We start from the raw sequence: 25512 nt of genomic DNA, 5'->3' as shown, positions 1-25512 counted from the left end.
CAATGTCCGTAGATTTTGGCGATTCTTTACGGAGACTTTTTTTTCCAACCGGGCCCCGGCGCCAAACGCAGATCTAAGGTAAACGGAGAATGGGGATGCGACAAACTCTTCGGAGCGGTCGTCGATCCGGCCGTATGACCTTGATCGATAAATCGATTGATTCTTCGGCTCTCCGCTTCGAACGAATTCACCGGGAACGTATCATACGATCTTCCCCCGGGATGAGAAACGTAATACTTACAACCGCCGATCGATCTTCCACTCCAAGAATCCCAAAGATCGAAAACGAGAGGATTCGTGATCGGAAGATTCGGATGTAACGTAAAAACGGGCGACCAAGCCTTATAACGAACACCGGCGACCGCTTCTCCGTTTTTTCCCGTCGACCGCAAAGGAACCTCGTAGCCGTTGCAGGAAAGAACGTATCTTCCCTGCGTCCATCCTTCGACTTTTACTTGAATTCTTTCCAATGCGGAATCGACCGCACGAGAAGTTCCGAACGAGTTCGCTTCTTCTCCGAGAACGTCCCAAGGTTCCAAGGCCATTCTCAACTCGAGACGGATCTGATCCTTTAGAACGTGACCATATTCAGGAAATCTAAATTCAAAAAATGGAATAAAGTCTTCCTCGTAAAAAGGATAACCGTTGGAATTCAAATCCTTCAGCACGTCCTTAAAATCCTCCCAAACGTAGAAAGGAAGAAGGTATTTGTCGTGAAGTTCCGTTCCTCTTCGGATCGGAGGATGCCTGTAAGGTTCTTCCCAAAATCTGCACAATAAGGATAAGACGAACATTTGTTGCAGAACACTCATCTTGTAATGAGGAGGCATCTCGAAAGCCCTGAATTCCACGAGCCCCAAACGTCCGGTCGATCCGGCGGGTGAATAGAGTTTATCGATGGAGATTTCGGAACGATGTGTGTTGCCCGTGATGTCCACGAGAAGATTTCGAAAAAGACGGTCCACAAGCCAAGGCGGAACACTTTCCAAATGATCGACTTGACTGCAGGCGATTTCGAATTCATACAAAGATTCTTCCCTTCCTTCGTCCATACGAGGAGATTGGGAAGTGGTTCCGATAAAAAGCCCCGAAAAAAGATAAGACAAGGAAGGATGGTGTTGCCAATACGTCGCAAAACTTCTTAATAGATCCGGTCGTTTTAAAAAAGGACTTTCTTCCGCAACAAGAGCGCCTAACGTGATGTGATTTCCTCCGCCCGTTCCGGAAGCTCTTCCGTCTATCTGAAACTTTTCGGTGCTGAGTTTTGTTTCGATCGCCTTTTCATACAGAATTCTCGTTTTGTTTTCCAACTCTGCAAAGGAAGTGGACGGGTGCAGATTGACTTCGATCACACCCGGATCGGGAGTAATCTTGAATTGTCCGATTCGTTCGTCCATCCCGGATTCGTATCCTTCGATCCGAACCTTGAGCCCCGAAGCGAGAACCGCTTGTTCTACGCTTGCGATCAACTCAACCCAAACTTCCGCGGAAGGAACCGGCGGAAGAAATACGTGCAGAATTCCGTCCCGAACCTCGACTACGATCGTGGATTGAATCGGAAGTTCTTTTTCACCGAAGGTCTTCGAGGGAGAATCGATTCTTTTACGAATTTTTTCGTCCAAAGTTTTTCTCGAAGGAAGGGCTTCTTTTTTTTCGATCGAAGTGAAGTAAGGAGCCTCTCTGAAACGATCGCTGATCGATGAAAACGGAATTCTAAAACCCGCCGGAGAATCGCCCGGAATCAAAAAAAGTTTTTCCCTTTTAAAATGCCAAACCGAACTTTCCCATTCTTTCTTTACATAATTATAATATACCGGAATACCGAATGCTACTTCCTTTTTAAAACCTTTGTCCAGAAGTTTCAAAAGGCGCTGACGTTCCAGAGTGTCAAAGGCTGTGGAAAGTTTTTTCTCCATCTCAAAGGGAAGATTCCCCTCTTTCCAAAGATAATAAAGATTGTCCTCATACATCGGAACCATATACGAAAGATCGATGCCGAGACTTCTGCAAATCGCACATGCAAGCGTTTCCGAAGCTTTATGCGGATCCAACTTCTCTGTGGAAGACCGAACCTCCGCGGACTGCGGACTGTCCGTCAAAAGAGAAGAATCTTTCCAAAGATCCACCCCGTCCTTTCTCCAAAGACAACCGATACTCCAACGGGGAAGAGGTTCTCCGGGATACCATTTTCCTTGCGAGAATTGCAGAAAAGAACCGGAAGTAAATTCGTTCTTCAACTTATACATTAAACTTTTTGAAAGTTCGAATTTGTCCTCGCCGAGCGCCTCGTGATTCCATTCCGGACTTTGACGATCCGTGTCCGAGATGAAAGTGGGTTCTCCCCCGATCGAAAGAGACAAACCCAAGTCTTTGATCTTATGATCAAGCGCCTTACCCCTTCTTACGATATCGTTCCATCTTGTTTCCGAATACGGAAGGGTGACCCGAGGACTTTCTTGGATTCTTTCCACTTCCATTCGAAACTCGAACTCGGTTTTCGCGGGGTCCGCATAACCGAAGATAGGCGCCGCGCTCATCGGCTCCGGTGTTGCGGCTAACGGTATATGACCTTCTCCGGTAAGAAGTCCGGAAGTAGGATCCATTCCCACCCAACCCGCGCCGGGAAGAAACACCTCGGCCCAAGCGTGGAGATCGGTGAAATCTTTTTCGGGACCCTTCGGACCCTCGAGCGGTTTTTGATCCGCCTTGAGTTGAATCAAATAACCGGAAACAAACCGAGCCGCTAAACCGAAACGACGCAAAATTTGAACGAGTAAAAAGGAAGAATCTCTGCAAGACCCGGTTCGTTTCTGTAAGGATTCTTCGCAGGTCTGAACCCCCGGTTCCATCCGGATGATGTAACCGATATCGTTCGAAAGTTTCTGATTTAAAACTACGATAAAGTCTATGATTCGTTGCGGCTTTGCAAAACCGTCGGCGCGCAGTGATTTCACATAGGAATCCAACAACTTTCCGTTTTCGGAAGGAACCAGATACGGAGCCAATTCGTATTTTAGAATTTCCTCATATTCGAAAGGAAAATTCTCGGCGTAAGCTTCCACGAAAAAATCGAAAGGATTGATTACCTTCATATCCGCTACAAGATCCACGAGAACGCTCAAACGATCCGTCTTTTCCGGAAACACGAGCCTCGCCTGAAAGTTGCCGAACGGATCCTGTTGCCAGTTTAGAAACTGATTCTCCGGTTCCACCTTTAAGGAATAAGAAACGATATTCGTCTTACAGTGAGGAGCCGGACGAAGCCGAATCACGTGGGGAGAAAGAGTGATGTTTCGATCATACCGATAAACGGTTTCGTGAGTGAGAGCGACTCGAATGGTCATAAAAAAATTTCCGCCTAAGTTTTCCGTTCCTAAAAAACAAATCGTTAAAATCGAAAATAACGTTCGTCGATCCGGTCGTGAATCCCGTTGATCTGCAGTTGAAGTTTATCCAAATACTCGTGCATCCCCGAACTGAAAATCTCGTCCACGGAAGTGTAACTGAGTTCGGATAACAAAACTCCCACTCTCTTCTCGGCTTCGCAGGAATATTCGTCCGGATCGGTGCCGCTCAAAAGTTTCAAACTTTCGAAAATTTTTCGGAGAGAAAAACGAACCGCTCTCGGGAATTGTCTGTCTAGAATCAAAAACTCCGCGATGTTTTTCGGAGTGATCTTTTGATAGATACGATTGAACATCTCATGTGCGCTTGTGGATTTCAAAAGAGAAAGCCATTGGATCAAATCGAGATTGGAACCTACGTCGTGTGAGGGAAGAAGAATGAAATATTTCATGTCGAGAATTCTCGCGGTTTTATCCGCGCGTTCCAAGTATCTACCGAGTTGAGCGAAATACCAAACCTCGTCCCTTGCGATCGTCGCTTCCTGACAACCGTAAAACAAAAGACATTGATTTCGAATCGACTTAAAGAATTCGCTCAACACGGAAAGATCCGTATCCGTGAAATGTTTTTTGGTTTTAAACGTAAGATAGAATTCGTTCATAACTTCCCACATCGGAGTGGAGATGTTTTCACGAATGGTTCTTGCATTCTCTCTCGAACGGATCAAACAATTCAGGATCGAATTCGGATTCTCCGTATCGAAGGTCATGAAGTGAATCACGTTCTCCTTAGAAGGTTCCGAATATTTTTTCTGAAAAAGTTCGTGATCACCCGTCGTAAATACGAGAGGCGTCCACTGACGATTCACGTCTTCGTTCAAGTCCAAGGATAATTGAAAATTAACGTCGATGAAGCGGGAATAATTCTCCGCCCTCTCCATATACCGATTCATCCAGTATACGGACTCAGCCACTCTGCTCAGCATAGCAACCTCTTTCGTTCTAAAGTGTGAGTATCTTTTTAGCCTTCGCCCATAACCCAGGTATCTTTTGATCCGCCGCCTTGGGAAGAATTGACCACGAGAGAACCTTTTCTCAAAGCGACACGAGTCAAACCGCCCGGCATGACATAGATGTCTTCACCATAAAGAATGAAAGGTCTCAGATCCACGTGTCGTCCTTCCAACTTGTCCTCGATCAGAGTGGGAACTCTGGAAAGACTGAGGACCGGTTGTGCGATATAGTTTCTGGGGCTTTTGTCAATGAGTTCGCAAAATTCTTTTTGTTCCTTCTTACTCGAACGGGAACCGATGAGCATACCGTAACCGCCCGCTCCGTTAGCCGCCTTTACGACGAGCTTGGAGATATTCTCCTTAACGTATTCACGATCCTTATCATCGGAACAAAGATAAGTAGGCACGTTAGGAATGATCGCTTCTTCACCGAGATAGTATTTTATCATCGCGGGAACGAACGTGTATAATACCTTATCGTCCGCGACACCCGCACCGGGAGCGTTTACAAGAGCGACGTTTCCTTTTTTATACGCTTCGAAAATGCCGGGAACACCCAAGAGAGAATCCTTGTTGAACACGAGTGGATCGAGAAAAGAATCGTCGATCCTTCTATAGATCACGTCGACAACTTTCAAACCTCTTGTGGTTCTCATATAAACCTTGTCGTCCTTCACGACGAGGTCGCTTCCTTCCACGAGAGGAACTCCCATCTTCTGGGCCAAGAAAGAATGTTCGTAATAAGCCGAATTGTAGATACCGGGGGTCAAAACCGCAATGGAAGGATTGGACTTTCCGCTCATGAATTCGAGCATCCCCCGAAGTCGGATCGGATAATCATAAGTAGGACGTACGTTAAGGCTCGAAAAAAGTTCGGGGAATGTCTTCTTCATCACTTCACGATTTTCTAATACATAAGAAACGCCGGAAGGGCATCTAAGATTGTCCTCCAAAACGTGAACGGTTCCGTCTCCGTTGCGCACAAGATCGGTTCCCGAAATATGAATCCAAGTTCCTTGAGGAGGATTGATTCCTTTACATTCTTTTAAATAACCCGGGGAAGAATAGACATACTCGGCCGGAACGATTCCGTCTTTGATGATCTTTTCATCGTGATAGATATCGTTGATAAAAAGATTCAAGGCGCGGGTTCTTTGTTTCAACCCCTCTTCCAACTTTCTCCACTCGTGAGATGTGATGATCCGAGGAATGATATCGAAAGGCATAATTCTTTCTTCTTCCTCTTCGTCTCCATAAACGTTGAACGTTATGCCGAGCGAAAGAAGGGCCTTTTCCGCGCTCGACTTTCTGCGAACCAACTCCCGGTCGTCCATCGTCTCGATTCTTGATTTTAGAAAATCGTAACTTTGTCGGATCCCGCCCTCGGGAGAAAACATCTCGTCGTAAAAAGATTCCGTCTCGTAGTTATTCAGAAGCATATTCATACCTCAATTAGAAATTCCTAAATTAAAGCCCATTTTGCAAGCAGTTTTTATTTAATCTGTTTAATTTTTAAATAACTAAAAAATATATGCTAATTTATTAAACATTTTGATTTAATTATTAAATTTTTTCTGAGAAAAGTAGCGTCTTTTGCCCGAAAATCAGACTTTTGGAGATCCCTGGAGAATTTTGATTTTCGAAAAGGTGGGAAATTGGGCCGACAAAGGAAGGGATTGAAAAAAGGTTCGACGATGTTTTAGAAACTCAAAGTCGAGCGTTGTTTTGCTTAAGCTAAAGGCTCGATTTTATTTATCAGAACGAAAAACATACCGAACGCAGGAAGGTAGCTTAAGGATCACTTAAGAACTGAAATCATTTGATTATAAATACTCGGAGCTAAAAGGTAACATCATTAGAACGATCATTCAAATTCTGAAACGAAATTCAATTAGAGAATTGTTATACATTAAAATCTAATTAACGTTTTAAAATTTAATACGAACTGATTAAAACAAATCCATTTTTTTGAAAAGTTGTTTCTGAATTTAAAGGTTTCCACAGGATCGCATAAATCAAATAATTACCAAGGGAAACATGAATACAAATAACGTTTCAAAAATTTTGTTCGCTTTAGCGATCGGCTCATTTATGAACTGTATCGCCTACACTTCCGATCTATTACAAAAACCGAATCCGGTGGACCCCGCAACGGTAACTGCAAAGCCGATAGTGTTTTTGAAGACCAGCTTTAAAATCGTTGCAAACGGAAATAACGCACCGATAAACGTTGCTTTTCAAAACAACTGGACGAATGCGATCGTCGGAAAAGCAAAAAACATAGGTCTTTTTTCCGAAATCTCAAACAACGAATTCGCAACTGACTACGTATTGGACATCGCGTTAGAAGACAATGGAGAAGCGAACCAAGCGTTAGCGGTTCTTACCGGATTGACTTTATACATTTTTCCAAGCACCGCAAGCGATCATTTCAAAATGACCATGACGGTTTACGACGGCAAGGGAACGAAGATCGGTTCCGTATTTAAGGAAGAAAAAATCGTTCTTTGGCAACAACTCCTCTTAATTTTCGGAATGCCTTTTTACTACTTCCCATCTACCGTTAGAGAAACGCAAGATGCGTTGATCACTTCTACGTTTGCGGAAGCATACCACCAAGGATATTTTTCTAAGGCAAAACCTAAGAAAAAATAATATCAGCTCGCTCGAATCCCGTTTTTTCAAAAACGGGATTCTTCACTTCGTTCATCAGAACGCGTGGCTGAAATCAACGAACATCTGCGTATCTTCCCGAGACTTCGCAAAATCGATCAGGATCACGGTCGCTTGATTCCAAATGATTCTAAGACCGCTTCCCCAAGAATGTTTGTATCCTTGTAAGTTGATCCTTTTCTCGGAATCCCAAACCCGACCGATATCGTAAAAGGGCACCAGACTCAACGTAAAAAGTTCATCACCGATTTTGAATGTAGCGAATCTCCAGCGAAGTTCCATACTTCCGAAACCGACCATAGGCGCGACAAAACGATCCTGACGATAACCTCGCATCGTTTGCAACCCACCGATCCCGGTCATAGGCCCGTCCAAACTCCACATATATCGAACTTCGGAGAAAGGTGATCCCGAAGAAGTATATGCCATCGCCCCTCTCGTTGCAAAAACCAATTCTTCGAAAACGCTCGGAAAAAGTTTATAAAAGTATTTCGTCTGAAAGAAAATCTTATTGTAATTAAAATCGGAACCGGTGCGTTTCGAAACGTTTGCTACATTCAATTCTACTAATACACCTCGATCCGGGTCGGGTTCGAAATCCCTCGTATCGTAAGCGATTCCCGCGCGAAGATAAATGATTTCTCCGCCGTGATAACCTTTGATTTTCCCGGCCTTGTAGTCTTCGGTAAGTTTTGATTCTCCGTTTGGAACCGAGGTTTCCCAAATACTTCCCGCTAAATACGGATCTTTGGAAGGATTCCAAACACCGTCCGAATGACCGATGATGTTCTTCGAAATTTCATTCGCGACCACCCATTTGAACGCCTTCCAAAACGTATAATCGATGCTGTTGAACAAGGTCGTTGAATTGAATAGATACTGATTGTATCCTTGATCGCTTACGGTCGGAGTGATTTCGGACGCGGCCCTTGAAGGTCGAATGTACGATTGAGACGCTTCGTACGCGTCGAAATTCGCATTTCCAACCTGCCCGACTCCGGGAAGATTTCGAGGACGATACGAAAGAGACTGAAGGGAAGATTCTCCAATTCCGAAATATTGAGAATTCGGATTGTAATCCAAACCGAGACTGCTCTTAAATCGAAACGCGGTATTTAAGATATAGGGAGAATCGAACTGTATGAAATGATTTTTCACACCTTGATTGGTTTGAAAAAGCTGAACCGTGAGTTTACTTCGATACGGTTCGTATTCGTAATATAAATCCGTTTTTTTTCCGTTAAAGAATAGACTGGCCCTGATTCCACCGCCTTGTCCTCTCACCGGATCCGAACTCAAAAGAGGGACGGCCGTCATATACCAACCTTCCTTCTTTTCTGCGAGTTCTCCCGGTTCCAGTCGTTTTCCCTCATCTAAAGGAATCCGAGCATCGGGGAGATTTTGGAGCCCTTCTCCCCAAATTGGAAAGAAATTTCCGATCCAAATCAACAACCCGATTTGGATCCAAATTTTAAACGTATTCCGCATGATGATCGAGGCTTCCCCATTCCAAATGGCGAAAACACTCGGATTTGTATAGGCTTATTCTCGCTTGGGAACAAAGCGCAAATTACATTTTCACCGCCAAAACGTAAGACAGTTCAATTCATCGTATGATTCTCGATTCATAAAAATAAGAATTCAATAGCTTTCATTTTCGATTTTTTTGAATTCGTTTTTCTAAAGATCCACCTAACGACCATTCCTATTATAAAATGATTAAGATTCTTCGATGAATTTTTTCTGATTCTTTAAAAATTCCGCGCAAACGAAATTACGTACTTGGACATATCATTCTATTTTCTAAGTAAACCAATGGTATTAAGGGTTCTTGTTGATTTTCAACAACAGGGGTCGATTCGTTCTTATCAAACTTGCAATTGCCTGTCAGATTATAACGTAAAGAGATAAATAGGTAGGGTTCGTGCTATTCTTACCGATGATTGTCCGTCACAAAACAAAAAAGTGGCTTTCGTTGGAGGATTCCGTATGCACACAATGATAAAAATTATTTTAACAATTCTACTCATCGCGGTGAACACAGGTTGCGTAAACGGCGGCAAGACCTCACTTCCATTCCTTGCATACTTGGATCTCAGCAATAAAGCGAATGTCTTTTCGGTTTCGCAAATCACGCCGGGTTCGGGCGTAAGTGGAATTCCACTCAACACAGCGATCCAAGTCACTTTCAGCGGTTCGATCGATACTTCTTCCGTGAACGCCTCCACATTTTATCTGATGCAAGGAGGAACATTAATTCCTTCTAGTTTGGCAATCACGGACACGACCGCGGTCTTAACACCGAATTCTCCCCTTTCCGCTTCCACAATTTATACGGCTACAATTGCAAAAGAAATCAAATCGGCAAGCGGCACCGCATTGACTGATAATTTTACTTGGAGCTTTACGACCGCGGCCACTTTGGATCTGATCGCTCCCGCCGTTTCTTTAACAACGCCAAACAACGGAAGTCCTTCCGTTCCGAACAATTCTTCCGTGAGTGTTGCATTTAGCGAAAACGTAAATTGTACAACATTGAATGCCGCTACTTTTACCTTGGACAATGGAGCCGCGGTTCCGGGAACCGTAAGTTGTGCGGGCACGGCGGCAACCTTCACACCGGCCGGCGCATTAGCGCAAAATACGACTTATACTGCAAAGATCTCAACCGGCGCGAAAGATCTTGCCGGAAATTCCGTTGCGGCTTTATACGCTTGGAATTTTACAACAGGCACGGCGCCAGACATAACACCTCCAAACGTTTCTTTTATCAGCCCGATCAACGGCTCTACCGGATTCTCCATCAACGGTTCCATCAGTTTCACTTTTGACGAAGCGATGACTTGCGCTTCCATTACCTCCGGAACCGTAACTTTGGATAACGGAGGCACCGGCGTAGTTGGAACGGTAACCTGCTCCGGAACTTCGGCGACGTTTACTCCAGCCGCTCCTTTGAATTATGGAACGACTTATACCGCTACGATAACAACGCTCGTAAAAGATCTTGCATCGAATTATCTTTCGGCTCCGTTTATTTGGAGTTTTACGACAGGGGCCGGTCCGGACGTTACTCCTCCTACCGTTTCGCTTGTTAGTCCCGCGAATGGAACGATCAATGTTGGAGTGAATACAAGTGTAAGCGCCGTTTTCAGCGAGCCTATGGCCTGCGCAACTCTGACCACCGCAAGTTTCACCTTAACCGGCGGGGCCGCAATTCCCGGAACCGTGAGCTGTGCGGGAACTTCAGCTACGTTTTCTCCGAGCGTAGCATTGGCATACAACACGACATACACTGCAAAGATTACGACCGGTGCGAAGGACCTTGCCACAAATTCGGTTGCGGCGATCTACACTTGGACTTTCACGACCGGGAATGCACCGGATACGACTGCTCCTACCGTTTCTTTTGTAAGTCCCGCAAATGGATTCACAGGATTTGCGATCAACGGTTCTTTAAGCATTTCGTTTAGCGAAGTAGTCAGTTGTGCAACCGTGACTTCTACAAGTATTGTCTTGAGCGATGGAAGTGCGATTCCGGGAACCGTAGGTTGCTCGGGTACAAGTGCAACGTTCACTCCGAGTTCTTCTTTAGCATACGGAACCGCATACACGGCAACGATCGCAACAACCGTTACCGATCTCGCAGGAAATCCTCTTGCGGTTCCTTTCTCTTGGAGCTTTTCCACAGGAGCGGCCCCGGATACAACTGCTCCGATCGTTTCTTTAGTAACTCCTGCAAATTCTCTTTTGGGAGTCGGTGTAAATTCAAGTGTGAGCGTAGTCTTTAGCGAGACGATGAACTGCGCGACGATCACCAACGCAAGTTTTACTTTAACCGGAGGTGCAGCCGTTGCAGGAACCGTAACTTGTTCGGGAACCTCTGCAACGTTTACACCGGGCGCGACCTTGGCTTATAACACAACCTATACGGCAAACATTACGACTGCCGCAAAAGATCTTGCGGGTAATTCCATACCTGCACTTTATTCCTGGAGTTTTACAACGGGAGTCGCTCCGGATACAACTCCACCAACCGTTTCTTTTGTAAGTCCTACCGTCGGCGCGACAAACGTTCCGGTGAATAGCATTCTCAGCATCGCGTTTAGCGAGTCTTTGAACTGTGCGACGATCACAACTACGAGCGTGACCTTAGCCGGCGGCGGTGCGATCGCCGGAACCGTGGGTTGTTCCGGTACAACGGCGACGTTTACTCCATTCTTCAATTTAGGTTACGGAACCACTTATACCGCGACTCTCACCACTGCGATCAAGGATAGCGCGGGAAATTCTTTAGCCGCTCCATATACTTGGACCTTTACGACCGGCGCTACACCGGATGTTATAGCGCCTTCCGTTTCTATGGAATATCCGAATCCGGGACAAACCGGTGTAGCGCCTAACGCAACGATCACGGTTGCTTTTAGTGAGACAATGGACTGTACAACGCTGACGACGGCGACGTTTACGTTGGGAGGAGCGCCTGGGACGGTAAGTTGTAGCGGAACCACGGCTACATTTACTCCGAGTCCGAACTTAAACCCCGGAACGAATTATATGGCGAGTATCACGGCCGGGGCTAAGGACCTTGCCGGAAATCCGGCCAGTCCATTCACTTGGTCCTTTTGGACGGGGGCCGCGTTAGACGTAACCGCACCAACGGTGACGATCCAAAACCTGAAGAATAAAACCGTCCTTGAAAGTGGAATGATCCTCGGAACCGCCGCCGACGGCAACTCCGTAGCCGGTGTGGAAATTTCCATAGACGCAGGCGCTTATTTCACGGTTTCAGGAACGACGAACTGGTCTTATAAAACTCCTTCCGGCGCAAGTCAATGGAGAATCGGATCTCAACATACCATCAGCGTTAAAAGTAGAGACGGGGCTAACAATTATTCCGCGATCACCACGGTGACATTCCGTCAAGGAACCAATAAAGATATCAACGGTGACGGATACGTCGATACGGTCATAGGTGCGGAGAATGAGAATATGGTTTATATTTTCCATTCTTCAGGAACGGCTGGAATTACGGCCACAAGCGCACCCGCGGCTAACCGTTATATCATCGGACCTTCGACTTCAAACTTCGGAAAGAGCGTGGCCTTAGCGGATGTGAACGGAGACGGATACGCCGACGTATTGGTTGGGGCTCCCTTATACGGCGGTTCAACAGGAAGAGCTTATGTATTTAATTCTTCTGGAAGCGCCGGTGTTACCATTTCTTGGTCCACCTTTGCTTCCACGATGATTGTAGGAGCCGCGGCAAACGAACAGTTCGGCGCCGCAGTGTTAGGCGCAGATACAAACGGAGACGGATACAGCGAGTTAGTCGTGGGCGCCCCCGGTGCGAGCACTTCCAGAGGAAAAGTTTATGTTTTCAACTCGGCCGGGAACGCAGGAATTGTGGACTTCGATACAACCACGGCTTCCGCAATGCGCCAAGGAACCGCGTCCAACGACTTATTTGGTTCCGCCTTGGCTTCCGGACAGATCAACAATACCGGTGGAGATACGTATGAAGATATCGTAATCGGTTCGTATGGGTATAGTGGTCAAAGAGGAGCCGTTTACGTGTATCATGGAAGTAGCACCGGAATCGGAGCCGCACCGGCTACGACGATTCAGAACCCTGCACCAGCAACTGGAACGGGAGTTGCCGGAGATAAATTCGGATATGCTGTTGCGTGCGGCGATATCAGTGGAGATGGACACGCGGACATCGCGGTAGGAATGCCGGGTCAAAATACTTCCAGAGGAAGAGTTCTTACCTATAGTTCTTCTGCAACTGCGGCTGGAATCACGGCCTCCACCGTGGGAGGAGCAATCCTCATGATTAACGGAAGCACCGCAAATAACAACTATGGATATTTCGTAAAACTTCGGGATTTGGACAATAACGGAAATGCGGATATCATCGTAACTGCGGTCCCACCTGCAGGCCCCCCCGCTGTCAACGGTTTAGTGTATGTTCATATGAACATTGCATCCGGATTTGTAAGCGAAACAACGGCAACTTTGACAATGACAGGCCCTTTGAGTGAATTATACGGCTGGGGATTGGGAACCGGGGATGTAAATGGGGACGGATATGCGGATCTCTACGTGGGTTCCTGGGGTTACAACGGATTCAATGGAAAGAGCTATATCTTCCATTCTTCTTCGACGGGATTGACCACAAACAACCCGGCCCTGTCGAATACTACGATCATTGGTAACATGGTTCCTCCTGCAATGGGATATTTCGGAGCCGCTCTCTACTGAGAGAGCGGTCGGATCGAGCGCGTTTCTTGCTTTGGGAAGAATTCCAAATTTCACAAGAATGCGTTCGATCGTTTTTCGAATTTGTCTTTAGAAAATTATATTATAAAATCAGAATATTCTAATTTTATAAATAATGTGTCGATGAAATCGGCAAGAAGCTCGGTCTTAAATTTACGATTTCCTTTCCCATATTATCAACTGAGTTGAAAAATAGAATTCTTTTGCGAAAATCTTCTTCAAAATGACGGTTTCTGAAAGGATCCGGTTCAACCAGAAAGGAGTGTCTGATGAAAAATCTTCCCTTCCCAGTCGAGAGACTTGCGTTTATCGAAGCTTACTTTTCCAGTTCTGCGTTTGGTCCGATTCAAAGAAAGAGCTTTGAGGAATTGAAAAATTCTCTGGAACTCCATTATGCTTTACTTGAATACGATTGGGACGGCGGCATGAAGTTCGTCCGTTGGGTCGCAGAAAGTCCGTTATGCGATCTTGGGACTGCGCTCGCAGTCTATTGGAAAATGTGTCCTTTCTTTTATACTCAATTCCAAAACGAAAAAGAAGCGGAGCTCGAAGGGGAAAACGTAAGGGAGAATTTTATTTTTCTGAAAGACCTGGAACGGAGAATTCTTTCCAAAGAATTCCAATCCGAAAACATTCAATACGATCCGGCAAACGACGAAACCAACGATTTTTTCTTTCAGAAAACGGATGAAGGAAAATGGCAAATTCCGGAACTCCTTAAAAAGGCCAATATCGGCAAACCGTTTCCTCAATTTTCATTCTTTGAAGAGGTTTATTCCACGGAAGAATTCCGTGCCTTTTTCCAAAAATACGAAAGCGAGGAAAGAAAAATCAATTTTTCGGAAACCACTCTCGTTTGAAGAAATCGGATCGGATCGGATCGATCCCATTCATCGGTTCGATCCGTGACTCCGCCCGGAAAGAGTGAAAAAATTTTGTCGTAGATTCGTTACTCCATTAGGTCCAAGAATTTAAAACTTCTTTGGATCGACGATTCGGAGTAAATTATGGAATTTTTATATTCTCTCAGCGCGAATAAACAAAAAAAGAATTATCTATTCGGTTATTACAATCGCCCCTTTCTCTGGTTTCAAAGAAAACTTTTGGGGCCGTTATTGCTCGTTTTTGCCGGGATCGAATTTTGGATCGGCACGGACGCATATATGAAAACCGTGTTCACCTTCTTTTTCGGGTTCATCGGAATCTATTATATTTTGAGACCTTATATTTTCTTAAAAAGAATGCAGTTCAAGGCCATGGACGGAAAAATCCGAATTTCAAACGATACGATTCAAATTTTCGACGAAAAGGGAGAACTACGTCTTCAAAGAGAGGACGTTTTGGACCTGATCTTCAAAAAGAATTATATTTTTCTAAAGTCTCGGGTCAACTCCGTGGTTTTCTTTTTGATCGATCTCTCCGCGGTCCAAGGAGATTCGGCTCTGTTTGTCGATGCGTTGCATCGATTTATGGAAAGTAAGTCTTCAGAATCAAAAAAATCTTGATGAATCGTTGTAGTTTTATTAAGAATTCCGATGACCGCTTCGCCAAAAAAGCGGGATAGAATCTTATATTCTTTTGCTCAAAAAACAAGGAAGACGATTATGAAATCTTGGACCTTAATCAAAACGACAATACCAGTTCCATTCTTACTAATTCTGTTATTCTTTGCAGGTTGTTCTTCTCGTGAAAAAGTTCAGATGGCGAGAACGACCGGTGAAGGTGGAAGCGAATCGACTACCTCTTCTACCGAAGATAGAATGATATCATTTACCGCAAATCTGGATATCTCGGTTAAGGACATTGACGAAGTCCGAAAAAAAATCAAATCGCTCACGAAAGAATGGAAAGGATTCGTAACAAGAGACAGTTCCACGGTTTCGATCGTAAGAGTCCCTTCCGAAAATCTCGAAAAGTTTCTGATGGCTCTTAGACAAATCGGAGACGTCGAAAGCGAAGACGTTACCGGCTTGGATATCACGGATTTCTACAAAGACAATCTCATCAAGCTGGAAAGTTTCAAAAGAATTAAGACGAAATATCAGGCCCTTATAGACAAGGCGCATAACGTTCAGGATCTTTTGGCGATCGAAAGAGAATTGGAAAGAGTCAACGTGGAAATAGAAAGATTGGAAGGAAGCAAACGTTCTTCCGAAATGCAGACCAAATATTCCACGGTTTATATAAACCTGAAACCTAAAAAAATGTTAGGACCTCTCGGCTGGATTTTTTACGGAGTCTACAAGGTGATCGGATGGCTATTCGTCTGGGATTGAACGAGTAGATTCGATTCTTCCTAAAACCTTCATCGGCCCTCGACGAGTCGGACCAAGGCTTTCGGGGCCACTTCGCAATAACTTTGAAAAAGAAGTTCTCCTACTTCGTCCCAATCGACATTCTCTTGGATCACAAGACCCGCAATGTTGGGCCACCAAGCGGGTTTAAAGAATGGAGAACGGTAAAATCTGGGAGCTTCCAATTTTGCCGCAGAAAATCGAAAGGTAAGAACACAAGCCGGTCCGTCCGTTCCGGCGGCTTTTGAATAAGCTGGGGGCCAACCCTGATGGATCATCAAAACATGAGAAAAGTTTTTCTTTTTTACGCACCATCTCGTTCCCACCCAGGCTTGCTCCTCATATACCTCGGGAAGATCGAGACAAACAAGTCTAAGTTTGGATAAAATTTTTTCAGGAACGTTCAAGGACTCGTTCATTGTATTCATTCTTCGTAAAAAAGAAATCTATAATATACTTCCAATAATAACTTCGATTCCGATCCATTGCAAGGGAGAATTCTCTCTTAATCCAAATCCTTCCTTTTCCATTGTGAAAAAATCAAAATCGGAGGAACTAACAACTCCGGAACAAGATATCCAAGCCAAAGTTGTGCAGGTTCGGGAAGGCCGACGATAGAAATCGAAACCAGTCTTCCGATCGCGGCGATCCATACCCCGAGTCCGATCAGATATACGAGCGTCTTTTGGATTCGAACGGTATAACCCGCCCAAAAACAAATCAACCCCATTGAAAAATAAATCCCTGCCAAAAATCTATGAACATTATCAAGACGCGGGGTTGTAGTCGGTTGACCGAGAATCATTTGTAAGGTTCCGCCGATCATCGCGATGAACGCGAACAGGAATAAACAAATTTGAACGACACGAGTGCTAAGTGGCATATTAAGATCCGTTCTATTTTAGAATTCGATGATTTTTTATTTAAAGCGAAGTGTGTCAATGCGAAATGCGAATTTCGTAAAAACACGCGTCAGTCAACAAACGGAACACGTGCAGATAAATAAGGAAGCATCTTGGTTCATAAAAATTCTTTTGCCGTGATAAAACGTTTTGATTTTGACTGCGTGAAAACCGGAATCGTTTAGTAAAGATTCGATATCATCCCGAGTAAAACCGCTGTGAACATTCGGATGAGAAACGGATTCATTCTTATCAAAATCGACGATGATCAATTTTCCGTTTGGATTTAGAGCCTTATAAAAACCGCGTAGCAATCGACTTACATCGGGAACATGCAGAAGAACCAAAGAAGCGATGATAAAATCCGCTCGAACGTTCGATGATGACTTTATAAAATCATCATATACAATTTCTGCATTTTCGATTTTGCTCTGAACGATTTTTTCCTGCACCACTTCCAACATCGACGCGGAAGAATCCATCAAAAACAATCGATCCACTTGGGAACAAAATTCCAATCCAACCAAACCGGTTCCACATCCGTAATCCAAAAGAGTTTTGTTCTTACAGTCAACCAGCTCCGGTCGTATCGCATCCACGATGATTCTCGCTAATTCTTTTCTTTCATTCGTGTCGTATTGATTGGCAAGTTGATTGAAAATGTTGTTTTCCATTGTGTTCTACGAATTCGAAATGAGACCTCGGCAATTCCGCCAGGTTCGACGCGAATCGTAAAATCGTTCGTCACTTCTTAGCGCTTCGAAAACGGCAAAACAACTTTCATGAAATCCAAACACAAGACGCAAAGCGCAAAAGATTAAGACAAAATTTTAGTACCAGGGATTTCTAATACGAATTTGGAACCGAAGACTTTTCCGGGAGTCGTAAAACCCGCTTGAAACTTGCCCTTCTCTACTTTAGAAACGGCCGCGAGCGCGGACTCCATCGTAAATTCATAACCTTCTGCACAACGCATACGGATCGAAACCTTTTTCGAACTCGCTTCGGTCCAAGCCTCTCCCCAAAGAAGAACAGAACCTTGTTTGCGTTTTTCTCCGTCGGGTCCGCTCACCGCCAACTCCACGAGCTTTTGCATTCCTTTTAGAATCAGGGAACTTTTTAAAAACACGGTAGTCGGTTGGAGCAATCTCAAAATCTTCGCTTGAGAAGCCGGTAAAGATGAGTAAACCGTAATATTCGGAATTTCTGTTGAAATAAATGCGGTAAAAACGTCTCCCCAAGGAATCGCGAAAAATTCGGCGTAACTTCCGCTGATCTCCACGATCTTTTTGAGACTGAGCTGAGGAATCGATTCAATCTTGCCGTTTCTTCTCACCTTACTTCCGTATGGAAGTTGAGCGAGCGCGCTCTTCAAGGTCCCCCTGGAAATATCCGTAAAACCGGAAAAGCCGAGTTCCAAAAAATGCGCCTTGGGAAGTTTTTCCTTGAGCATCACCGCAAGACAATCCGTGGGAACGATATCGAATCCAACTCCCGGAAGAAGCATTACTTTTTTTGCAAGTGCTTTGGATGATAAAGAATGAAGTTTTTCGTAAACCGGAATCTCTCCGGTGATATCCAAATAATGAGTTCCGGATTCTATACAAGCATTGGCCATTGGAACGGCAGTTTCGATAAAAGGACCGGCACAGTGTAAAACCAAAAAACAATCGGCGATTTGATTGCGAACTTCCTCGGGATTCTCCAGAGAAAAAATCCGAAACGGCAAACCGAGTTCTTCGGCCAGAGGACGAATCTTCGCTTCCGATCTTCCAGCGAGAACGGGCTTTTGTCCCCGTTCCACTGCCTTTCTCGCGATCAGTTCTCCGGTGTAACCGTTTGCTCCGTAAAGAAGCCAGTTCTTTTTCTTAGCCGCCATAAAGACCAGATATTTCCCGAAGGGAAGAATAAGTCAAGTTTTGACGGAAATTTCAAAACGAAGGAGCTTCGATTCGCGAAGAGAATTGACTTCGAAATCTTTTCGTTTTAATTTTTTCGATGTTCTCTCTTTGAATCGTCCCTTAAATCCAATGAATCTCAAACTGGAACCCATCCGAGAATCGCACGCCCCGTCTCTTGCAATTCATGCGAACTCCGAAAACGTATTCGCGGGTTTGAGAGGAAGTTTTCCGTTTCCGTATCAGCTCCAGGACGCTCTCGATTATATCCGCGCTTGTTTGAGGGATTCGAGATCCAGAACATACGCGATTCTTTTCGAAGGGAATGCGATCGGAATCATCACCTTACTTTTCAAAGAGGACGTTTATCGTTTTAACGGAGAAATCGGTTATTGGATCGGGGAAGAATTCTGGAACCGCGGAATCGTCACTCAAGCAATCCAGTCTATTATAAATATTGCATATACAGAACACGGTCTTCATCGGATTTACGCGGAAGTGTTTTCAAACCGGCCGGCTTCCGCGAGGGCATTGGAAAAAAACGGATTCGTATTGGACGGCACAAACAAGGAAGCCGTTTTTAAGAATGGAGTTTTTTTGGATCAATGGATCTATTCAAAATTGCGAAACCGCGCTTGAGCTCCTTCGTCTTGTTCTTTTGGGAACCTACGTCCACATTCTCGGAATGAACATCCATTCATAAGGATTCCAATTCTCCCTTAAGGACGAAGGATATCGATTTGTAATGCGACATCCCACTTTAGGATTAGTGGATTTTTCATAACGTTCGTAATGGAAAAAGTCTTTCACGAACACTGTTTTTTGTTTTTGAATTGACCACGGGAGAATTGGAAGAATAAACTAAAGTTAGAACTTATTTGGGCGGCTTTATGGAAATCAATCTTGTCACGATCGCAATTCCGTTCTTCTTTTTGCTGATCTTTTTGGAAATGGGATTTTCCGCGTATCACAAACGTAAACTCTATCGACTCAACGATTCGATCAACGATCTCTCCGCGGGAACCGCGAGTCAGGTTGTGGGAGTTTTTTCGAAAACGGTTACTCTGGCCGCTTACATCTACATCTATCAAAATTTTAGAATTTTCGATCTTCCGTCCTGGCCGGGTGAAGCGCTTTCCGCTGTTCCCGCCGGAACCCTGGGACTCAGTTCTTTGAGTTGGGCCTGGATCCTTGTCGTAGGAGTTTGGGTTCTTTGTTTCATCGGTTATGATTTGGCTTATTACTGGAATCACCGTTTGAGTCACGAGGTTAACTTTCTTTGGGCGGGACACGTTGTTCACCACCAAAGCGAAGAATACAATCTCACCGTAGCTCTCAGACAAGCGAGCTTTCACGGTATTTTTACCTGGGTTTTTTATCTTCCATTGGCGCTGATCGGTTTTTCTCCGATCGTGATGATCTTAAACGGACAACTCAATCTCATCTATCAATTCTGGATTCACACAAAAGCGATCGATAAATTTCCTCGTTGGTTCGAAGCGATCTTCAATACACCTTCTCACCATAGGGTTCACCACGGAATCAATCCGAAATACATCGATAAGAATCACGGTGGAACCTTGATCGTATTCGACAAATGGTTCGGAACCTTCGAACCTGAATCCGAAGAACCGGTTTACGGAACCGTTAAACCTCTTCAAAGTTTCAATCCGATTTGGGCGAATCTTCACTATTGGTGGGAAATGGTCGAACTCGCTTGGCGCTGTCCTCGTTGGTCCGATAAGATCAAAGTTTTCTTTGCGATGCCGGGCTGGAGACCGACCGAACTCGGAGGCCAATATCCGATTCCCGAGGTTTCCGCAAAAACATTCAAAAAATATGATATAGATCTTCCGAAAGGTCTTAGCCTTTACTCTCTGGTTTGGTTTATCCTTTCCGTTGCGCTTGCGTTCGGAATGCTCGTAAAGGTAAATTCGCTTCCTTGGTTCAACATCGGAGTGATCAGTATCGTTACGTTGGTCTCCCTTTTGACGTTAGGCGGAATTTTGGAAAGAAAACGTTGGGCGCTTTTTGCGGAACCGATCCGTATGGCGATTCTCGTTGCGGGAGCTTATGCACTTTCGGGAGAAGCAAACATCACGTTAGGCACTCTTGCTCTGGGCGCAATCTCTTCGGTTTGGTTTTTGTCTTACAGAAGTTACTTCGCTTCTTCTCAGGAAATCGATCCGGTTCAGGACATTCTCAGAAGAACCGCTTAAATCTTATGTTGGAACCAGACGTTCGGTTCCACATACTCTCCTAAGTTTTTTTCCCGGTCGATTCCGACCGGGGCCAAACCTCCCGGAATCGCAAACGATCCCGATTCCGGGAATTTCATCCGAGTCCAAGTTTCCCATTCTTCCACGCTTCCGCTCACATACATCGACCGTTCTTCGATTCGAATTCTTTTGCCTCCGGCCTTTTCGTGAACCCGAACCCAAGGATCCTCCGAAAAACCGTCCGGTCTTTTCCGTTCCAAATATTCTTCCATACTTGCAAACGGGAAATTTTCCTTTTGGTTCGGTCGAACGCAGGCGAACAAATTGGAAATGTTAAGAGACATCGCGTTTTTCTTCAATTCGGAAAGAATGGAATGGGACAACCCGGTTCCTCTAAATTCTTTTTTGATTTCTATAGACCACGCGCTCGCCGCGTTGCAGATCGTTTTTGTTTTCCAGTCTTGTACGCTTTTGAGAATGGCCTCGTCCCAACCTTTCGGTAATCCTTCCCAAGTTCCGTCCCAGTAAAAAGGTACAATTTTTCCCGTTCCCGCGACCTCGTTGTCCTTAGTAACCGCGAGACAGTGTAAATTCGAAAATTCTTTTACAATAAAAGTGTAATATTCGTTTCCGATCGAATCTTGATTGAGAAAGGTCGGCCACACGTCGAGTTCGAAAGCCGACTCGGAAAAACCGGAGCGTAAGGATTCTTGAAAAGTAATGGTTCGAAACTCCATTCTTCGATTAAAACCGATCCCCGAAAAATGTTGAAAGCAAAAAAAAGCCCCCGGATTCCCGGAGGCTTTCGAACATCAAATCCATCTCCGTCTTAAGGAACGGTTGCGAAATTGATCGTAATCGCGTCGACATACGCTTTTGTCAACGTGTCCCAGCTTGAACCCGCCGGGGTTGTAGTCGCCGCGGATTTTCCCACGGTCCCGACTCGATCATACAATGAATCCACGCGGGAAGACTGAATGAAGTCTGCAGGAATCGCACTCGATGCAACCCCTTCCGCGATGAATCCGTTGAAGTTAAAAAGTCCATACGTAGGCGTGAAATTCACAAACTGATTTACGGTGCTATTACAAGTGATCGCTTGGCCCGATGTGATCGCGGTTTGTTCCAATCCGCCCTTTGCGGTTACGTTCAAACTTCCGTCGAGCTTTTGGCTATACGCAAGTTTATAATATTCTCTTCCGGCTCCGGGACAAAGTCCGTTGTTATGTGAATAACCGAGAGCGGTTGTTCCCGCGTTGATCGTCACGAGATCCGTGGTTCCGTTAAAGCTCACAACGGATTTAAAACAGAATACGGTACGATTGTCCATCTCTTCGAGAATCACCCTTCCCGTATCCACATCCTGTCCGAGCGCATCGGAACCGAGAGGACCTTTCCAAGAATACGTCTGAATCAAACCTTGATTTGCAAATCCGGTGACAACGGGTTGTCTAACGTAACTTTCGATGATCGCGGTCGCGCCGGACCAACGAGTCGGATCGAGTCTGCTCAATTGATATAAAAGGACGGCGCCGTCGCCCGCAACGTCTCTCGGATCATCGTCGAAGAAAAATTGAAGAGCCGCTCCGTTATCGGATGTGGAACGAAGTTCGAAAAAGTTCGTATAAGAAGCCGCCGTGCTCAGCGTCGAAGGTTGATACGAAACATTTCCGGAATTGAGTTTCAATCGTAGAGTATAAGATTGTCCGTTGAAAAGTTGATTGGAAAGAGTGATGTTTGCCGTCGTTCCAAGCGGAAACGCTTTACGGATCGCAAAGATCAGATCGTCCATAAAGAGAGAATTTCCTCTCGCCCATGTAGCGGACTGACGCACAAAACCCCAACTGTCCGCGTTCGCTTTGAGAGGTTGAATGAGTTCGAGACGAACCGGAAACGGTTTGGGAGAATCTTCTCTTACAAAAAATGCGACTCGATCCGAACGAAAACTAAGACCGGCTCCGAGAAAAACAAGAACGGCAACAAGAATTAAAACCCATGATTTTTTCATTCTAAGTTTCCTCACTGAGCGATTCCTTTGGGAACGATGATAAAAAATCCGGTCTTACTCTGCTCCACATAGGGCTGAGTCGCCAACAAAAGAAGAATCGCATTGTTCTTATCGTCGTTGTTTTCTTTTTTCTTACAAGCTCCGGTAAACAAAACACCGAAGACGACGACCGCGAGCAATCCCGCAGAAAGAAAATTACGAAAAATTTTCATAAACATCCTCCCTCGCACAACGAGGTCTATACTAGTTTCAACATTCTCATGAATCGCTTTTTTCAATCCTTAAGAATTTACCTATTTACAACGTTCCTAAAAAACCGAAATTTCGTTTACGGAAATGCGGATCGAAGTAAGATACCCTTCTTTAAAAGACTGGTTCTTAATAAAGATATCCGAATGAAAACTGTGGTCAACCAGGATTCTAATCGACGATTCTTCGAGAGCGTTTCTTTTTATCAGAGTTAAAATCAAGTAAGATGAATTCCAAAGAAGCCCTCATTCTTTTTTTAAGAAACCCGGTCGTGGGACAAGTGAAAACAAGACTTGCTCAAACATTAGGCAACGAAGCGGCCTTGGCTGTTTACGAACAACTCGTCGAGTTGACCCAAAAACAAGTCAATGCTTTGGATTTGCCCCTCAGGTTATATTTTGATTCCATTCCGGAATTTGTTTCTTCCAAATGGGGAGAGCGATACAGCGCTCATCTTCAAGTCGGAGAGGACCTCGGTTCCAAAATGTCCAACGCGTTCTTGGAAACGTTCGCGGCCGGTGCGGAAAAAGCGGTCATCATCGGAAGCGATTGTCCCGATCTTGAAGCCAAACACATTCGAGAAGCGTTTTCCGCTCTCGATCAATCCGACGCGGTTTTAGGTCCTGCGGTGGACGGCGGTTATTATCTCTTAGGAGCTAAAACGCATTTCCCGGAAATTTTTAAGGAGATTCCTTGGAGCACCGATCGTGTATTCGGAATCACATTAGAAAAATTGCAACTATCTAGAAAAAACGTTTGGGTTCTTCCCAAACTGAACGACGTGGACGAGGCGAGCGATTTGGATCCGTATCTTCGTTCGGGCAAGATTAATCTTTAAGCTCAATAAAAGGTTTTCATTTCAAACGGATTGTTGAGAATACGTCCATGCGATTTTTTCGGAACCTGCCGATTCTTTTTTTAATTTTTCTTTTTCTGGGGGGTTCGATCCTTTCCGAATCGATTCCCGAAAAACCGTTTTCGGACGAACCGGGCGCGTATCTCAAACTCAAAAACGTAAAGTTCAGGCTTGAGGATAAGATCTACTTTACGGTCAAACATCTGACCGTGATCGCTTCTTCGAACAAAAAAAATTCTCCCGTAAACTTCAACGATCCCACTTCGTTTCATCTCGATCTTTTTCGGGGAGATACCGAGTTCGAAATCTCCGTTCTCGAATATCTATTTAACGAAAACATAAAGTCTTTTCCGAACTTTCCATTACGAAATTTGAAACTATCCACGATCGAAAAAGACGGCAAACGAAAGATCCGAATTTTGGGTGAATACAAGTTGCTCTTTTGGGTCGACGTGGAAATGATCTGCGATCTCGAACTCGTTCCGAACAGTTCTCAACTGATCTTACGATCCGAAACGATGAACGCCGCGGGAATCCCCGGTGCGGGAGATCTTTTGTCGAGTTTGGGAGTGGGTCTTAAGGAACTTCTTCCGATTCCGGATGGAAGAGGTTTACAAATCGTCGATAAAAGTTTTCATATCCAATCCTTTCTTCTTTTACCTCCGCCCAGAATTCAAGGAACGATCGCAGAGATCCAACTTTTGTCCGATCGAATTTTAGTGAAATTCGATACGAAGAAAAATTCTTCCTTTCCGAATCTTACGTTTCAGCCCGGAAATTCGAATCAGATTCGGATTTCCGGCGGAGAAATCCAAGTCGGTTCTGTCTCTCTGAAAAACACGAGTCTTCTTTTGATCGATCAAGACCCTTCCGATCTGCTCGACTTTCACATGAAAAATCTTTTGGTCCAACTTTCTTTCGGAAACTTGAATCTCAATTCAAAAGGAGACCTAAAAGTATTTCTTCCGGATTACGAGGACTTAAAAAAGTAGAATTTTATTTCGCATACCCTTTTATAGAAAGATCCAAAAGCACGGACAAGTCGGGATTTTATTCCGTTGACTTCCCCCTACAGATTAAGAAAGCTGTATGGAGTTCCGACCGAATCTCTTATGATTCGGTTTTCGGATCTACACAAACTACAAAACAACAGGTACCATGTTGTGAAAAAAATAATTTCCATTCTTTTTCTTTTATCCCTCGTATCTCCGTCCTTTCTGTTCGCGCAAACGCAAAACGAAAGCCCCACTCCTCCCGCATCGGAAACTCCCGCTCCAAGCGAAGAGGCTCCTTCGGCGGAAGAACAGATCTCTTCCACGGTGAAAAAGCTGATCGGTTTTATCCGATATAAAAAGAACGACAAAGCGATCGCTCTCATCCACGTTAAGCAGTTCACGAACCAACTCTTAAAGTCTTCCGGTAAGATCGCCGACGCTGATCGAAAAGAATTCGAGGAAGCGATTTCCGAGTTCATCGTTCACCGCAGTTTTCCGATCGCTCATAAATACTTCGATAAGATCGACATCAATTACGAAAAACCGGTGATCAAGGGAGATAACGCAACTCTCGCTTCCTCCATCATCTGGAGCGGTTCCGAAAGAATCACGTTCTCTTGGATTCTGATGAAAATCGACGGAGCTTGGTATATTACGGATTTCTTAAGTGAAGGGAAATACGCTTCCGAAACAAACCGAGTTAAATCGGTGGAACCTTCCATCAAAAAGAACGGAATCAAACAAACCATCGCTTTGATCAAAAAAGAAGCAAAGAATTAAAC

At 44.7% G+C, this 25512-nt stretch carries 21 protein-coding genes; 10 read left to right on the top strand and 11 right to left on the bottom strand.

Translation table 11 applies throughout. The annotated features are described in order from the left end of the window. Positions 1-26: 26 nt before the first annotated feature. Genes CH367_RS06685 through CH367_RS06675 form a run of 3 tightly spaced genes read right to left on the bottom strand, consistent with a single transcriptional unit; the run spans position 27 to position 5796 of the window. Positions 27-3344 (bottom strand): transglutaminase family protein, encoded by a 3318-nt coding sequence (locus CH367_RS06685; RefSeq protein WP_100761707.1) that lies wholly within the window; start codon positions 3342-3344, stop codon positions 27-29. Positions 3345-3388: 44 nt separating this feature from the next. Continuing rightward, positions 3389-4330, bottom strand: coding sequence for an alpha-E domain-containing protein (locus CH367_RS06680; protein WP_100761706.1), 942 nt, complete (start codon positions 4328-4330; stop codon positions 3389-3391). A gap of 35 nt (positions 4331-4365) precedes the next feature. After that, on the bottom strand, positions 4366-5796 hold the full coding sequence (locus tag CH367_RS06675) for a circularly permuted type 2 ATP-grasp protein (protein WP_100761705.1): 1431 nt from the start codon (positions 5794-5796) through the stop codon (positions 4366-4368). 598 nt (positions 5797-6394) lie between these two features. On the opposite strand from CH367_RS06675, the gene CH367_RS06670 reads away from it, so the two are divergent. Continuing rightward, a complete protein-coding gene (locus tag CH367_RS06670; RefSeq protein ID WP_100761704.1) occupies positions 6395-7012 on the top strand; it encodes a hypothetical protein in 618 nt (205 codons plus the stop codon). A 54-nt stretch (positions 7013-7066) separates the two neighbouring features. Here CH367_RS06670 and omp85 read toward each other — a convergent pair whose 3' ends face one another. Next, positions 7067-8518, bottom strand: a complete 1452-nt coding sequence (gene omp85 / locus CH367_RS06665; protein ID WP_100761703.1) for an Omp85 family outer membrane protein — start codon at positions 8516-8518, stop codon at positions 7067-7069. A gap of 510 nt (positions 8519-9028) precedes the next feature. On the opposite strand from omp85, the gene CH367_RS06660 reads away from it, so the two are divergent. The 4 genes from CH367_RS06660 (at position 9029) to CH367_RS06645 (ending at position 15585) form a co-directional block, all read left to right on the top strand. Beyond that, positions 9029-13291 (top strand): Ig-like domain-containing protein, encoded by a 4263-nt coding sequence (locus CH367_RS06660; protein WP_165783233.1) that lies wholly within the window; start codon positions 9029-9031, stop codon positions 13289-13291. Between the two features lie 287 nt (positions 13292-13578). After that, complete coding sequence (locus tag CH367_RS06655) at positions 13579-14169, top strand: DUF4274 domain-containing protein (protein WP_100761701.1); 591 nt, start codon at positions 13579-13581, stop codon at positions 14167-14169. A 147-nt stretch (positions 14170-14316) separates the two neighbouring features. Further along, entirely contained in the window at positions 14317-14814 is a 498-nt protein-coding gene (locus CH367_RS06650) for a hypothetical protein (protein ID WP_100761700.1), read from the top strand. Positions 14815-14913: 99 nt separating this feature from the next. Next, on the top strand, positions 14914-15585 hold the full coding sequence (locus tag CH367_RS06645; RefSeq protein ID WP_100761699.1) for a DUF4349 domain-containing protein: 672 nt from the start codon (positions 14914-14916) through the stop codon (positions 15583-15585). Positions 15586-15614: 29 nt separating this feature from the next. Here CH367_RS06645 and CH367_RS06640 read toward each other — a convergent pair whose 3' ends face one another. From CH367_RS06640 to CH367_RS06625, 4 genes are all read right to left on the bottom strand, one after another. After that, entirely contained in the window at positions 15615-16022 is a 408-nt protein-coding gene (locus CH367_RS06640) for an MmcQ/YjbR family DNA-binding protein (RefSeq protein WP_100761698.1), read from the bottom strand. 86 nt (positions 16023-16108) lie between these two features. Further along, positions 16109-16486, bottom strand: coding sequence for a DUF4345 domain-containing protein (locus tag CH367_RS06635; protein ID WP_100761697.1), 378 nt, complete (start codon positions 16484-16486; stop codon positions 16109-16111). A gap of 93 nt (positions 16487-16579) precedes the next feature. After that, a complete protein-coding gene (locus tag CH367_RS06630) occupies positions 16580-17179 on the bottom strand; it encodes a class I SAM-dependent DNA methyltransferase (RefSeq protein ID WP_100761696.1) in 600 nt (199 codons plus the stop codon). A gap of 143 nt (positions 17180-17322) precedes the next feature. Next, the gene (locus CH367_RS06625) at positions 17323-18384 is read right to left on the bottom strand and encodes a saccharopine dehydrogenase family protein (protein ID WP_100761695.1); all 1062 of its coding nucleotides are present in this window, start codon (positions 18382-18384) and stop codon (positions 17323-17325) included. A 151-nt stretch (positions 18385-18535) separates the two neighbouring features. Here CH367_RS06625 and CH367_RS06620 point away from each other — a divergent pair, with 151 nt between their 5' ends. Together CH367_RS06620 and CH367_RS06615 are read left to right on the top strand one after the other, a co-directional pair. Next, complete coding sequence (locus tag CH367_RS06620) at positions 18536-19042, top strand: GNAT family N-acetyltransferase (RefSeq protein WP_125226099.1); 507 nt, start codon at positions 18536-18538, stop codon at positions 19040-19042. Between the two features lie 251 nt (positions 19043-19293). Continuing rightward, positions 19294-20622, top strand: coding sequence for a sterol desaturase family protein (locus CH367_RS06615; protein ID WP_100762075.1), 1329 nt, complete (start codon positions 19294-19296; stop codon positions 20620-20622). Here CH367_RS06615 and CH367_RS06610 read toward each other — a convergent pair. From CH367_RS06610 to CH367_RS06595, 3 genes are all read right to left on the bottom strand, one after another. After that, positions 20619-21359, bottom strand: a complete 741-nt coding sequence (locus CH367_RS06610; RefSeq protein ID WP_165783232.1) for a GNAT family N-acetyltransferase — start codon at positions 21357-21359, stop codon at positions 20619-20621. The genes CH367_RS06615 and CH367_RS06610 overlap by 4 nt on opposite strands. A 92-nt stretch (positions 21360-21451) precedes the next feature. Beyond that, positions 21452-22630: an LIC_12337 family protein gene (locus tag CH367_RS06600; protein WP_100761692.1), complete on the bottom strand. Its 1179-nt coding sequence runs from the start codon at positions 22628-22630 to the stop codon at positions 21452-21454. An 11-nt stretch (positions 22631-22641) separates the two neighbouring features. Continuing rightward, complete coding sequence (locus tag CH367_RS06595) at positions 22642-22842, bottom strand: LIC12338 family lipoprotein (protein ID WP_100762074.1); 201 nt, start codon at positions 22840-22842, stop codon at positions 22642-22644. A gap of 263 nt (positions 22843-23105) precedes the next feature. Between CH367_RS06595 and CH367_RS06590 the strand changes: the two genes are divergently transcribed. The 3 genes from CH367_RS06590 to CH367_RS06580 all read left to right on the top strand — a co-directional run bounded on the left by CH367_RS06590 (position 23106) and on the right by CH367_RS06580 (position 25510). Beyond that, positions 23106-23717: a TIGR04282 family arsenosugar biosynthesis glycosyltransferase gene (locus CH367_RS06590; RefSeq protein ID WP_100761691.1), complete on the top strand. Its 612-nt coding sequence runs from the start codon at positions 23106-23108 to the stop codon at positions 23715-23717. Positions 23718-23764: 47 nt separating this feature from the next. Beyond that, positions 23765-24727 carry a hypothetical protein gene (locus CH367_RS06585; protein ID WP_100761690.1) on the top strand — a complete coding sequence of 321 codons (963 nt, stop codon included), beginning with the start codon at positions 23765-23767 and terminating at the stop codon, positions 24725-24727. A 120-nt stretch (positions 24728-24847) separates the two neighbouring features. Then, positions 24848-25510 carry an ABC transporter substrate-binding protein gene (locus CH367_RS06580; protein ID WP_100761689.1) on the top strand — a complete coding sequence of 221 codons (663 nt, stop codon included), beginning with the start codon at positions 24848-24850 and terminating at the stop codon, positions 25508-25510. Positions 25511-25512 lie beyond the last annotated feature (2 nt).

Origin of the sequence: Leptospira barantonii (assembly GCF_002811925.1) — a bacterium.
In the GTDB taxonomy this organism is placed as follows: domain Bacteria; phylum Spirochaetota; class Leptospiria; order Leptospirales; family Leptospiraceae; genus Leptospira; species Leptospira barantonii.
The sequence above is the reverse complement of the archived record's forward strand: the minus strand, read 5'-3'. Positions and strand labels throughout refer to the sequence as shown.